The sequence below is a fragment of the Pedobacter sp. genome (assembly GCF_045627485.1).
In the GTDB taxonomy this organism is placed as follows: domain Bacteria; phylum Bacteroidota; class Bacteroidia; order Sphingobacteriales; family Sphingobacteriaceae; genus Pedobacter.
The window spans coordinates 1-13,526 of the sequence record NZ_JAZQNU010000138.1; the positions used below are offsets into that span (position 1 = coordinate 1).

The window sequence follows — 13,526 nt, forward strand, 5'->3', positions numbered from 1 at the left end:
GCGTACGCCTTCAGAATAGGTAGCGGTTACACGGGCAAACCACATGTTAAATTTATAAAACCATTTATTCAAACCTTTCGATTCTTTGTTCAGTTTCATCGGTTTTAACATGATCGAACACAATGCCGGAGTAAGTGACAATGCGATAAAAGCTGAAATCAATACAGATACCGCAATAGTGATGGCGAATTGTTGATATAACTGGCCTACCATACCTGGAATAAAACCTACCGGTATAAATACCGCAGCAAGAATTAAGGCAATGGCGATAACCGGTGCAGTAATATCTTTCATCGCTTTTCTTGTCGCCTCTGGCGCGTCAAGTCCCTCATGATCCATATAATGCTGTACCGCTTCCACCACAACAATGGCATCATCCACTACAATACCAATGGCCAATACAAAGGCCAACATGGTTAAAATGTTTACAGAAAAACCAAACAGGGTGAAGAAAATAAATGTACCAACAATGGATACTGGAATCGCAATTACCGGAATAAGTGTAGCTCTCCAACTTTGAAGGAAGATAAATACAACTAGCGTTACCAAAATCAAGGCTTCAATCAAGGTGTGAACCACACTGTTGATCGACACATTCACAATAGATACCGTTTCGTAACCAATGGTATAGTCTAAATCGTCAGGGAACGATTTCTTTAAAGTCTCTAACGCTTTATTAATACCTTCTGCAGTTTGCACCGCATTACCGCCTGGTGTTTGATAAACCCCCATCATGGAAGAAACTTTACCATCTAGTTTCGCTACGGTGGCATAAGAAAACTCACCTAACTCTACCCTTGCAATATCTTTAAGGTAAACCGCAGATCCATCAGCAGAGGTTTTAACAATGATATTTCTAAATTCTTCTTCAGTGCTTAAATCACCATCTAAAATCACGTTAAACTCGAAAGTCTGGTTATCCATTTGAGGTGCACCCCCAACTTTACCACCGGGCATTCTTGAATTCTGTTCTGTTATTGCAGCATTAACTTCTGCCGCACTTAAACCTAAACTAGCCATTTTGCTTGCATCCAACCAGATACGCATACTAAATGGCTGTCCGAACGCCGTAACATCACCCACACCAGGAACCCTTAATAAGGCATCCTTCACATAAAGGTTTACATAGTTGGAAAGGAATTTCTGGTCGTAAGTACCGTTTGGAGAATACAAACCCAATACCATTAACATATCGGTATTGGCTTTTTTAGTAGTAACCCCTAAACGCCTTACCGCTTCCGGCAATGCAGGTTCTGCAATACCTACCCTGTTCTGAACATCAAGGGCCGCAATATTAATGTCGGTACCTACTTCGAAAGTAACTGTAATGGTCGAACGTCCGTCGGCTGTACTTGATGAGCTCATGTATTTCATGCCCGGTGTACCATTGATCTGACTCTCGATCGGTGTAGTCACCGTTTGTTCTACTGTTTCTGCATCAGCACCTGTATAGGTTGCCGCTACTGTAACCGTTGGCGGCGCAACGTTTGGATATTGACTGATCGGCAATGTGGTAAGCACAATGGTACCGATCAAGACAATTAATATGGATATAACGATGGCCGTGACCGGACGTCGTATAAATACTTCTGATATCATATAATCTTTGTTGAATTAAATATTATTTGGCTGGACCTGGGGCTACAACTGCACCTGGTCTAACATTTTGCTGACCTTCGGATACAATCACATCGTCTTTTTTAAGACCATCTTTAACCACTACTTTGTCGCCCATTACACTTCCTAGTTTCACAATAACCGGTTGCGCCTTACTGCTGTCGCCAACAACATAAACACTGTAGGTACCTAATTGCTCGGTAACCGCTTTGTATGGAATGGTTAATTGTCTGCCTTCAGATCTGTTTAACACCTTTACGTTACAGGTCATCCCAGCTAACAAGCTGTTATTACTGTTAGGGTAGCTGATTCTAACTTTGATGGTACCAGCTGTTGGGTCAACGGCACGGTCGATGGCAACAATTCTACCCGACATTGGATACACACTTTTATCCTGCATTTCAAGCGTAAAAACAGAATCTTTCATGGCTGAAGGATTTTGCTGCAGTTTAACAAAACGTGCAATATCTCTTTGATTTACCGAGATATCAACCGCAATAGGATTGGTGGTTGAAACAGTGTTAATTAAAGTGCTACCAGGGCTTACGAATGCACCTAATTTCACTTGTGAAATACCAATGGTACCGCTTAAAGGAGACACAATTACCGAACGCTGAAGATCTGCATTGACATTTGCCAAATTGGCTTGTGCCGCAGCAACCTGAGATTCTGCATTAGCAAGATCGGTTAAAGCATAGTCAACACGTTGTTTTGCAACGGCTTCCTGTTCGCTTAATTTAGTATAGCGTTCTGCATCTTTTTTAGCTTTAGCTAAGTTTGACTTTGCCATTTGCAGATCAGCCTGTGCCGAACGTTGAGCAGCTATATATTTAGTACGGTCAATTTCATAAAGCTTTTGACCCTTAGTTACTTTTTGTCCATCCTTAACATAAATTGCAGTAATATATCCGCCAACTTGGGCACGCAATTCTACTTCATTTAAAGGAACCACAACACCCGGATAAGTATCAACAATGGTTACATCTTCTTCCGAAACCGTAGAAGTAGTTACCGGCGTTGGTGGTGGTGGTCCGGCTTGCTGAGCGTTTTTTTCAGAGTTTCCGCAAGATGCTAATATGACTGTGCCAAGTATAAATAAACCTGATTGTATACGATTAAAGTTCATTGCTGTTAATTAAGGATTAATAGTTATGGTGCCTAAAGCCTGTTGAACATCTAATTTTGCAGATAACAAGCTGTAAAGTGAATTAAGGTAATTGAGTTGTGACGTGTTTAAATCAGTTTCTGAAGTCATCAAATCCAGGTAGGTTTTAATACCTTCGTCATACTGTAATTTGATGGTGTTGTAAACCTGTTTTGAGATCTCAACATTGGCATTAGCCGTTTTCCAATCGTTCAAATTGGATTTATAAGTTGCTAATGCACGCTCATATTGTGTGTTAATCAGGTTTCTGGTATCCTCAAGATCAAGGTCGATCCGTCTTTCCAACAATTGAGATTTTTTGATTTCCTGTGTACGTTTGCCACCCTGGAAAATCGGCACATTTAAGGTTAAGCCGACAACCGATCCCGGATAACTCTGGTTATACAATTCACTAAAATCATTATTCAGATAATTCCAGCTGTGATTGATAAAACCAGATAACCTTGGCAAATAAGCCGCTTTGTTATAACTGGTGTTTATTTTCTGCAGGTTTCTCTGAGTTTCCAGTAAACGGTATTCAACACGGTTTTGCGGACTAAGTATTTGTGTTGTATCTAACAACACATGCTGCTCCATGGTCTGCGTATCGAATGTTAAGCTGAATTCTTGCTCAGGGTTATAGCCAATTAAACCTTTAATATAAGCGTATTTGTATTTTAGCAATTCTTCGGTTCTCTTTTTATCGGCCTGAGAATTACTCAAACTGATCTGTGCACGCTGGTAATCAGTTTTATCAACCAAACCACCTTCATACTGCGCCTTTGCATCTTTCAGTTGCTTTTCTAAACGGGCTATGTTTTCGTTAATAATCTTTAACTGCTCCTGGCTGGTTAGAATATCAAAAAAAGCTTTACTCACCTCTACGATGGTATTGATCTGTTTGCTTTCTGTTGTTCTTTTATACTGCTCGCGGTAGTACTTGGCAGATTTAGATGCCTGGATTAAACCTGCATTCAAAAACTGCTGATCAGCCTGTAATACAATACCGGATGTGTTTTTAGTACCAAAAGTAATGTAATTCGTTTCGCCGTTAGTAGTCAGGGCGTTAACTTGTTGCTTTAAATTGTGGTTGAAATTTGCGTTAGCATTAATTTGAGGCAACCACCCTGATAGCGCCGACTTAATATCACGCTCCCCTATTTCCTCATCGATTATAGCCTGTTTAACTTCAGGTTTGTTTTTTAATGCATAATCAATAAGCTGGGGTAATGTTGCGTTTAAGAGAATTTCATTTTCCTGGTTTGTTTGTGCAAATAAGGATCCGGAACTCCATATAGGGATAAACCCGAGTAACACGAAGAATAATTTGTAGACTTTCATTAATTTACTTCTATTTAAGATGTTGATGACAAAATAATTCCGGATATCTTAAAAAGGTGATCCAAAACCAAATAATGTCTTGTTAATTAAATCGGATTTCTCGGATTTAAACGATGCAAAAGTAAGAAAGTGTTTAACAAAAATTATTGGCAATTTACCGAACAAAGTAAAATTTAGCCTGAAGCGAAGCATGGACGCACTCAAATGTGTTAGGGAGGCCTTACCCGCGCCAACACCCTCCACCAGGAAATAGTAACATTTGAGATAGATCTTTAACCGTTTTAGTGTCAAAAAGCAGCTATTCAGTAAGTAACCAATAAGTTTGGGCGTTATTACCCGTATTTTTGCACAACATGAATGTTACTCAACCAAATAAAGACTTTTATAAATATTTCAGGTTCATCTTTATACCCATTGTATTTCTTGGCTTTTATTTACTTGCCTTTCTGGTAGACCCCTTTCGCGATTGGGGGGCCTACTTCAATCGTAGTGCCGCGCAAATTACTATAGAATGGATATTCGTACTCTTCTTTTGCCTGTCGCTTACAGAAATCAACCTTATTCTGGCCAGAAGACTCGACAAGAAACTACCATGGGTCATGTATCCGCTACAACGGTTTTTAACCCAGTTTATCATACAAATCATATTAACTACGTTATTTCTGTATATTTTTCTGCGCACCTCTATTTACATCTTTGAAGGTGATTCAGGATTGTCTAACGTTGACCACATGATCTTACGTCAGATGTTTGTGGTTAGTCTCCTGTTATCAACACTGATTAGTTTGATTTATACCGGAAATTTTTTCCTTCAAAAATGGAAAGATGCCGTAATGGAAACGGCAGAACTCAATGTAAAAACTGTCGAATTAAAGCAGATTGCATTAGAGGCCCAGCTAGAATCGCTTAAAGCGCAGCTTGACCCTCATTTTATGTTTAATAACTTCAGTACCCTTTCTGCACTTATTGCAGAGGATCCTGCCCTGGCGCAACATTTCCTGGATAACCTGTCGCGGGTATACCGCTACATGATCATCAACCTGAACAAAAACATCATTTCCGTAGCAGAGGAAATAAAATTCGCCCAGGCTTACTTCTACTTAATCAAAATCAGACTCGGTGATAATGTAAAAATGGATATTGATGTAAACGAGGCCACCATGAAAAGAGGTATTCCCCCTATTACCCTGCAGCTGCTTATTGAAAATGCCATCAAACACAATACCGCATCGCGTTCTAAACCTCTGCAAATTACGATCAGCGTGGATGGCGACGACCGTTTAAAGGTTACCAACACCCTGCAGCGACTAAATTACAATATTCCCTCTACTTGCCTGGGGATCAAAAACATTCATAGCCGTTATCAATTATTATCTGATCAAAATGTAGATATCCAGGAAACTGCCGACCAGTTTATTGTTAAATTGCCCTTGCTGAATTTATAACAATACTTATGAGAATACTGATCATTGAGGACGAACAAAGGAATGCCAACCGCTTACAAAATCTGCTGTTAGAGATAAATCCAGACGTTGTGGTGGTCGATATATTAGAAAGCGTAAGTGACAGTGTGGAGTGGTTTGCCGCAAATGATGAACCCGACCTGATTTTAATGGATGTACGTTTGGCCGACGGACTATGTTTTGAAATTTTCTCGCTTTGCACCATTACAGCACCTGTAATATTTACCACGGCCTACGATGAGTATGCCATTCGAGCATTCAAGGTAAACAGCATCGATTACCTGCTTAAACCGGTAGATAAACTGGAACTGGCTAGCGCCTTAAATAAATACAAACAATTTTCTACGCAAAACCAAACCGGGGCCATGATCAGTGGTTTGATGGACATTATTAAAAAACCTGGTGCAGTTTATCGTTCCAGATTTTTAATTCCTATACACGATGGTTATAAAACCATTGCCGTGCAAGACATCAGTTATATCTACTCGGAGTTTAAAGTGTCGCACCTCGTGCTAGCTAATGGCGACATACAGGCGGTCCTTTTTACCATGGATGAACTGGAAGAGCAGCTAAATCCTGACCAATTTTTTAGGGCGAACCGCCAGCACCTGATTAGTATCGACAGCATTAAATCTATTCACAACTATTTCAACGGCAAACTAAAAGTGATTTTAAACGGCCCTGAAGACGTAGAAATCTATATCAGCAGGGAAAAAGCCACTTTATTTAAGCAGTGGCTCGACAGGTAAACTTATTAAGCCCTTCGACTGCAGCCAATCGCCAAAACGATCTATCCAGGTATCAGAAGGTAAACCTTGCTTACTCATGCCAAAACCATGGTCGCCCTTTTCATAGATATGTAATTCTACTTCCTGGCCGGCAGCTAACCATTTATTGTATATTTCAATAGTGTGTGGTGCTAAACCCAGTCCGTCATTTGAAGCGGCTGCCAGAAAAGCAGGCATCTTCTCTTTGGGTACCTGGTTTCCAATTGCTGCGCTTAAATAAGTATATATAGGTGCAATAAAGTTTGGCTGAGTAACACCTTTACCCATTATGGCCACAGACATGGTAACGGTTCCACCGGCAGAGAAACCCATAAACCCTATTTTCCCTGGATTAATGCCATATTCTGAAGCATGTTCACGAACGTATTTGACGGCTTCAAGCCCATCATTCATTGCAAATTCCACTACCTCACCAAAAGCAACCGGGGTACCCGCAGGTGTAGCAGCTAATAGTTGGCCCAACTCTTCGCCAGGATGTGTGCCTTTGGTGCGATTCACACGGTATTTCAACACAAACGCGGTTACACCTCTGTCGGCGAGCCATTTGGCTACAGCGGTTCCTTCTTTTTCGAAAGCTAACATTTGAAAACCACCTCCCGGGGCCACAATCACCGCAGTTTCAGATTTTTGTGCAGCTTTTGGTCTGAATACCGTAAGTGTGGGATCTACCACATTATATAAATGCGGACTTTTAGGATTGTAGTTTTCCTCTGCTTCTTTCCAGTTCCAACTTTCAGAACCAGGCGCTTTTCCGGGGTATAATTTAATCACTTCTTGTTGAGCATGTGCCAAAGTGGCGAATAGTAATAAGGCAAAGATCAGTAAACTTTTCATTTGTTTTACTCAATTGATGGTGAATAATCGTTTTAATTCTGCTCCGTGTGTACCCCGTTTGTGGTCATGACGATGGGTTTTATCGTTCCATCTGGATGGTAATATAATTTCTCCATGGCGACCGACCTGCTATAACTTCCCCCATCCGTATTGATACCGCCATTATGATAAATAAAATACCACTGGTCCTTAAATTTAATGATTGCCTGGTGATTGGTGTTACTATTTCCTGCAATTTCATTTATAATGCCTTTATACACATAAGGACCATCGATTTTATCTGCCATAGCATAGGCAATTTTTTCAGGGAATACTGTGGCATAACTCAGGTAATATTTACCATTGTATTTATGTACCCAGGGCGCTTCTGTAAAGCTTAGTCCGGGAAACTTGATCTGCTTGATCTCTCCATCAATTTCAATCATATTATCTTTAAGCTTAGCATAATAACCTTCCCTGTTGCCCCAGAAAATCCAGGCGGTGCCATCATCATCAATAAATACGGCAGGATCAATGCATGCCCATGCATGGCTGGAAGCAAAACAATCTTTTGTGGTTAATAACGGCTTGCCAAGCGCATCTTTAAATGGCCCTTCAGGTCGGTCGGCAACAGCCACACCAATTCCCGACCAGTTGGTACTCACATACCAGTAATATTTACCGTTACGTTCTACCACGTCTCCGGCAAAAGCATCACCACTTTTGGCCCAGGAAAAATCAGTTATTTTTAAAGGAACAGGGTATTCCGTCCAGTTCTTCAGGTCGGTAGTAGAATACACCAGCCAGTCTTTCATCTTGTAATTTCTTTGTCCGCCAGCAAAATCGTGACCCGGGTATAACCAGAGGGTATCACCTTTTACAACGGCCGCCGGATCTGCAGTAAAATGATGTTTAATGATGGGATTACCAGTTGACTTAAATCGATAACGGTCATCGGGGCTTACTGGTTGCAATAAGGAGCCGGGTACACCAGGCCATTTTTGCTGCAATTGCCTGGCTTCGTTACTTGTGATGCTGATTACGCTGCCATGCCTTGGATGGAAGTTCTTGGTAAAACCCTGCGGTTTTTTAGTAAAGTTAAACAGGTCAGTACTGCGCTGAAACTCATAGCGCCCATTGGTGTAGAGGTCGTACATAAGAATATACTCGTCAGTATCATTGCGTTTAAAAATACTCGACCCCTCTACCACTACTGTACTGTCGGCATAGGCATCGAGATATTTAAAATCCTCTTTCCATGGCCCTTGGAGCGACCGGCTGGTGGCTTGCTGAATACCATTTTTTATTTCCTTTCCGGTGTTGTCTTTAGTATTTCCTTTAAAAAACAAATGATAAAGCCCGTCTTTATACACGATATCACCGTCTATACCGCCATACTTTGGACTGAACAATAATTTAGGCTCACTTTCAAAGCCTGTAAAATCCTTATTGGCATATGCAGCATAAAAATCCAGCTTATCGTCGGCATGTTGCCTCACGGTGAAATAAACCAGGTATTTTTTAGCTTTTGCATCGTAAATGGTTTGCGGTGCCCATACCCATTTCACCTTACCGAACTTCTTAGGATATGTTTTTGCCAGATCGATGACATTAGATTTCCAGTCCGTTAGATTCGTTGATTTCATCATGGTGATTCCCGGGTTGCTGTCCCAACCGTTTTTCATGGTAAACATATCGGTAGCCACCAGATAATAGGCTTCATCCCGTGCACCCCGCAATAAATGAGGGTCACGGATACCACCAGTCTGGGAAATTTCACTTGAGGGGATGATAGGTTCGTTATTATTCAATGCAAACCAGGACACCGCATCCTGACTAACCGCCAGTCGGAGTTGCTCCTGAGTTTCTTTGTTACCTGAACCTTCAAAATAAGCAAAAAGGTATCCGGTAAAGTCTTTATTAACAGCTTGCGCAAAAGCAAGGTTCTGCCAGCAGCATAACAAAAAAAATGGCAGCAAGCGCGGGAATGTGCAGGTAATTTTTAACATCGGTCGAAGATATTTGGTTAGCAGAAACAGGTAGCACAGCTAAGATAGTTGAAAGTTTTATAAACGTCAATTTAACGTATAAAAATCGCAGGCTAGATCCAAGTCATATTCATGATGGAGCGACAATTAAAAAATAAAGAGGTTTAACAAAAGCGCTTTGGTTAGCTTTAAGAAATGTTGTTCAAAGAAGAGTTTTTACACTTTATCTGGAAGTTCCGGCTTTACCATAGGGAACCCATGTACGCGAACCCAGGCGGGAAAATCCGTGTCATCCACCCCGGTGTAAGCAATAAAAATGCTGGTCCGGATTTCCTGGAAGCTAAAATTCAGCTAGACGACACCCTTTGGGCAGGGCAAGTGGAAATACACTACCGGTCATCGGATTGGCTGCTTCACAAACATCAGGATGACCTGGCCTATGAAAATGTAATTTTGCATGTAGTATATGAGCACGACAAGGTCATTTACAGGCGAAACGGTTCAGAGATTCCGGTATTGTCGCTAAAAGGGAAATTTAAGGAAACCTTGTATAACCATTATCATGCATTGATTAATGCGACCAGCCGTTTTCCATGCGAGCGGCAGCTACACACGGTTGATGCGCTGAGCATCCGCCTGGTACTGGACCGGCAACTGATTGAAAGGTTTGAAAACAAAACACAGGCCATTTACCAGCTATTGGATAAAAACAAAGGCGACTGGGAGAAAACCTTTTATTATTTCCTTTGCCGGAGTTTTGGTTTCAAAGTTAATACCCTACCCATCGAACTATTAGCCGAGCGGCTGGATTTGCAATTGCTTAAAAAATACCAACGAAATCCCATGCAGCTGGAAGCCTTGCTTTTCGGACAGGCAGGTTTTTTGGAAGGCCCTTTTACGGAACAATACCCGGCGCAATTAAAAATCGAATATGCTTTTTTACAACGTAAGCATAACCTCTGCCCGATGCCGGTGTCGTTGTGGAAGATGTTAAGAATGCGCCCGGAAAATTTTCCCACCTATAGACTGGCACAGCTTTCCGGATTACTACAAAGACACCCAAATTTATTCAACCTGTTTTTGTCCGTCGACCAATTTCAGGACTACCACAAACTGTTCACATTACTTCCCATAAATCCCTATTGGGAAACGCATTACCACTTTAAAAAACCCAGTGTAAAAACAAATCCACAAATTGGAACATCCTCGGTACAAAATATACTGATCAATACCATTTGTATTTTTCTATACGTTTATGGGAAATACACTGACCAGGAAAAATATACGGAAAGGGCATTCGGGCTGTTAAGCTTCCTGCCGGCAGAAAGAAATTCAATTGTAGCCCCCTATCAACTTGCCGGGGTTGCGATGGAGAGCGCCGCGACCAGCCAGGCACTACTGCAGTTAAATAAATATTTTTGTTGTCAAAAAAAATGTTTAAATTGTACAATAGGAATAAAAATTTTAAATAGATAACAAAATGTTTCAACGAGTGGTTACATATTTTGAAAAACAGAGTTTTGGAGTATGCACTTACCTTGCCGAAAAACTAGACATATCTATCAGCAGGATCAGGTTATTCTTCATTTACGCTTCATTCCTGGCGGTGGGTTTTCCTATCGTAATTTATGTATTGGCGGCATTTGTTTTAGATGTACGACGGTATATAAAGAAAATAAGATTGGGAATTTGGGATCTTTAGCTCTCCTCAGGCCTTACTACTGCATAATTAACAACTATAAATTTTATATTTGTTGATTATAAATACGAATAAAAAAATGGCACTTAAGGGAAACCAATTTAAAGCGAACGCATTCAAAAATGAATCTGGTGAAAGACCAGGTGCCAGGTCATCCTCTAGACCAGCCAGCAGACGTTTCGAGAATATACCAAGTTTCGACTTTCAGGATGGCCGTTTCATCAAGATCGTGGGGCTGTTTTTCCTGATTCTTTCCTTATACTTTGTCATCGCGTTTACCTCCTACCTGTTTACCTGGCAGGATGACTATAGTTATGTGATCGACGCTAATGGCGGCTGGTCCAATTTGTTTAAAACTTTCGATGAATTAAAGGCCGCAAATGTAACCCCAGTTGTGCAAAACTGGTTAGGCAAATTTGGCGCCCTGTTATCGCACCAGTTTATCTATGAATGGTTCGGTATTGCTTCGTTTTTATTTGTGTTTGTATTCTTTGTGATCGGCTACCGTCTGTTGTTCAAAGTAAAGATATTCCCGATGGAAAAAACATTGGGTTACAGCTTGTTTTTCTTGCTATTTATCTCCATTGCTGTTGGTTTTGCCCATTCTTTTGTTTCTGAAGCACCACACTTCCTGGAGGGTGAATTTGGTTACTGGAGCAACCGCCTGCTGGAAGCACAGATTGGTGTGGCTGGTGTTGGTGGATTACTCACCTTTTTAGCGCTCACTATCTTAATTATCGCTTATAACATCGACTTTAAACTTCCGGAAAGAAAGAAGACTTTTAACCTGGATGTGGAGCCCGACATAACCGAAGTAAAAGAAGTGGTGCTGGCTAATGAGCCACGTTCGGAGCCGGTAGAATTTACCCTGAATGACCGTTTTGCTAACCAGAAAAAGAAGACACAGGACATTGTGTTAACACCGGAACCCAGGGAAGCACCTCGCGTGGAACCTGAAGAACCGAAATTTGAAAAAGTGGTCCCTGCGCCACCAAAACCACCTGTGGCCAATGTAATGCAAGTTCCGCTGGTTGTAGACCCGGTAACCTTGATGCGTGAACCTAAATACACAGCACCGGATTACGCGGACCCTGAATTAACCATAGAAAAAACCGAGGAAGAGAAAAAAGCCGAAGAACTGGTTGAACAGTTTGGAACTTACGACCCTACTTTAGACCTGGCGAGTTATAAATTTCCGCACCTGGGCTTGTTAGAAAATTATGGTTCTAATAAGATATCCGTCGATGCAGAAGAACTGGAGGTTAATAAAAATAAAATTGTAGAGACGCTGAATCACTACAATATCGAAATTGATAAAATTAAAGCGACCATCGGGCCAACCGTTACCTTATATGAGATTATTCCCGCACCCGGTGTGAGGATTTCAAAAATTAAAAACCTTGAAGACGATATTGCCCTGAGTTTAGCGGCGCTTGGGATCAGGATTATTGCACCGATGCCTGGAAAAGGAACCATTGGTATTGAAGTACCCAACCTGCACCCGGAAATGGTATCCATGCGCAGTATCATGGAAACAGAAAAGTTCCAGCAAACCACCATGGACCTGCCTATTGCGATGGGAAAAACAATTTCAAACGAAGTGTATATAGGCGATTTGGCAAAAATGCCCCACTTACTGGTGGCCGGAGCTACCGGCCAGGGTAAATCGGTTGGGATCAACTCGATCCTGGTTTCCCTATTGTACAAGAAACACCCTTCACAATTAAAGTTTGTATTGGTGGATCCTAAAAAAGTGGAGTTGACCTTATTTAACAAAATTGAACGTCACTTTCTAGCCAAACTACCAGGAGAAGCTGATGCGATTATTACAGATACCAAGAAAGTAATTACGACCTTAAACTCGCTATGTATTGAAATGGATCAGCGTTACGATCTGTTAAAAGATGCACAGGTAAGGAACATTAAAGAATACAACGAGAAGTTCATTAAAAGGAAGTTGAATCCAAACAATTCACACAGGTTCCTTCCTTATATCGTACTGATTGTAGATGAGTTTGCCGACTTAATGATGACTGCCGGTAAAGAAGTAGAAACACCGATTGCACGTTTAGCACAACTTGCCAGGGCGGTAGGTATACACCTGGTGCTGGCTACACAAAGACCGTCTGTAAATATTATTACAGGTACCATTAAAGCCAATTTCCCGGCCAGATTAGCCTTCAGGGTATTGTCGAAAATAGATTCACGTACCATTTTAGATAGCGGTGGTGCTGATCAGCTGATTGGTCGTGGCGACATGTTGTTATCGACGGGAAATGACCTGATTCGTCTACAATGTGCCTTTGTGGATACACCGGAAGTTGACCGCATATCTGAATTTATTGGTAACCAGCGTGGTTATCCGGAAGCCTACCAGCTTCCTGAATATGTGGATGAAGCGGCAGAAAATGCGAAGATGGATTTTGATGCCTCCGACCGTGATTCGATGTTCGAAGATGCAGCCAGACTGATTGTTATGCACCAGCAAGGTTCAACTTCCCTGATACAGCGCAAGATGAAATTAGGGTACAACCGTGCCGGAAGAATCATTGACCAATTGGAAGCCGCAGGGGTTGTTGGGCCGTTTGAAGGCAGTAAGGCCCGTGAGGTACTGATTCCAGATGATTACGCTTTGGAACAGTTCTTGGATAACCTGAAGAGTAAATAAATAAA

The 13,526-nt window shown here is 41.4% G+C and carries 10 protein-coding genes; 5 read left to right on the forward strand and 5 right to left on the reverse strand.

Features of this window, described 5'->3' with window-relative positions; all coding sequences use genetic code 11:
- The 3 genes from ACR2F3_RS10630 to ACR2F3_RS10640 form a co-directional block, all read right to left on the reverse strand.
- Positions 1-1,599: efflux RND transporter permease subunit (locus ACR2F3_RS10630; protein ID WP_432709954.1), on the reverse strand; the 1,599-nt coding region annotated here is incomplete at its 3' end.
- 22 nt (positions 1,600-1,621) lie between these two features.
- A complete protein-coding gene (locus tag ACR2F3_RS10635) occupies positions 1,622-2,743 on the reverse strand; it encodes an efflux RND transporter periplasmic adaptor subunit (protein WP_432709955.1) in 1,122 nt (373 codons plus the stop codon).
- Positions 2,744-2,752: 9 nt separating this feature from the next.
- A complete protein-coding gene (locus tag ACR2F3_RS10640; RefSeq protein WP_432709956.1) occupies positions 2,753-4,102 on the reverse strand; it encodes a TolC family protein in 1,350 nt (449 codons plus the stop codon).
- Positions 4,103-4,455: 353 nt separating this feature from the next.
- Between ACR2F3_RS10640 and ACR2F3_RS10645 the strand changes: the two genes are divergently transcribed.
- Positions 4,456-5,547 carry a sensor histidine kinase gene (locus ACR2F3_RS10645; RefSeq protein ID WP_432709957.1) on the forward strand — a complete coding sequence of 364 codons (1,092 nt, stop codon included), beginning with the start codon at positions 4,456-4,458 and terminating at the stop codon, positions 5,545-5,547.
- An 8-nt stretch (positions 5,548-5,555) separates the two neighbouring features.
- Entirely contained in the window at positions 5,556-6,314 is a 759-nt protein-coding gene (locus ACR2F3_RS10650; protein ID WP_432709958.1) for a LytR/AlgR family response regulator transcription factor, read from the forward strand.
- Here ACR2F3_RS10650 and ACR2F3_RS10655 read toward each other — a convergent pair.
- Both ACR2F3_RS10655 and ACR2F3_RS10660 read right to left on the reverse strand, forming a co-directional pair.
- Positions 6,288-7,187, reverse strand: a complete 900-nt coding sequence (locus ACR2F3_RS10655; RefSeq protein WP_432709959.1) for an alpha/beta hydrolase — start codon at positions 7,185-7,187, stop codon at positions 6,288-6,290. The two genes, ACR2F3_RS10650 and ACR2F3_RS10655, sit on opposite strands and share 27 nt — an antisense overlap.
- Positions 7,188-7,219: 32 nt before the next feature.
- Positions 7,220-9,175, reverse strand: coding sequence for a family 43 glycosylhydrolase (locus tag ACR2F3_RS10660; protein ID WP_432709960.1), 1,956 nt, complete (start codon positions 9,173-9,175; stop codon positions 7,220-7,222).
- A gap of 174 nt (positions 9,176-9,349) precedes the next feature.
- Here ACR2F3_RS10660 and ACR2F3_RS10665 point away from each other — a divergent pair, with 174 nt between their 5' ends.
- The 3 genes from ACR2F3_RS10665 to ACR2F3_RS10675 all read left to right on the forward strand — a co-directional run bounded on the left by ACR2F3_RS10665 (position 9,350) and on the right by ACR2F3_RS10675 (position 13,521).
- A complete protein-coding gene (locus ACR2F3_RS10665) occupies positions 9,350-10,630 on the forward strand; it encodes a DUF2851 family protein (RefSeq protein WP_432709961.1) in 1,281 nt (426 codons plus the stop codon).
- 4 nt (positions 10,631-10,634) lie between these two features.
- On the forward strand, positions 10,635-10,856 hold the full coding sequence (locus tag ACR2F3_RS10670) for a PspC domain-containing protein (RefSeq protein WP_432709962.1): 222 nt from the start codon (positions 10,635-10,637) through the stop codon (positions 10,854-10,856).
- 76 nt (positions 10,857-10,932) lie between these two features.
- Positions 10,933-13,521: a DNA translocase FtsK 4TM domain-containing protein gene (locus ACR2F3_RS10675; protein ID WP_432709963.1), complete on the forward strand. Its 2,589-nt coding sequence runs from the start codon at positions 10,933-10,935 to the stop codon at positions 13,519-13,521.
- The last annotated feature ends 5 nt before the right edge of the window (positions 13,522-13,526 follow it).

Coding starts and splice junctions, on each gene's coding strand:
- ACR2F3_RS10665 (WP_432709961.1), top strand. CDS start 9,350: ATGTTGTTCAAAGAAGAGTTTTTACACTTTATCTGGAAGTTCCGGCTT.
- ACR2F3_RS10660 (WP_432709960.1), bottom strand. CDS start 9,175: ATGTTAAAAATTACCTGCACATTCCCGCGCTTGCTGCCATTTTTTTTG.
- ACR2F3_RS10650 (WP_432709958.1), top strand. CDS start 5,556: ATGAGAATACTGATCATTGAGGACGAACAAAGGAATGCCAACCGCTTA.
- ACR2F3_RS10645 (WP_432709957.1), top strand. CDS start 4,456: ATGAATGTTACTCAACCAAATAAAGACTTTTATAAATATTTCAGGTTC.
- ACR2F3_RS10635 (WP_432709955.1), bottom strand. CDS start 2,743: ATGAACTTTAATCGTATACAATCAGGTTTATTTATACTTGGCACAGTC.
- ACR2F3_RS10675 (WP_432709963.1), top strand. CDS start 10,933: ATGGCACTTAAGGGAAACCAATTTAAAGCGAACGCATTCAAAAATGAA.
- ACR2F3_RS10640 (WP_432709956.1), bottom strand. CDS start 4,102: ATGAAAGTCTACAAATTATTCTTCGTGTTACTCGGGTTTATCCCTATA.
- ACR2F3_RS10655 (WP_432709959.1), bottom strand. CDS start 7,187: ATGAAAAGTTTACTGATCTTTGCCTTATTACTATTCGCCACTTTGGCA.
- ACR2F3_RS10670 (WP_432709962.1), top strand. CDS start 10,635: ATGTTTCAACGAGTGGTTACATATTTTGAAAAACAGAGTTTTGGAGTA.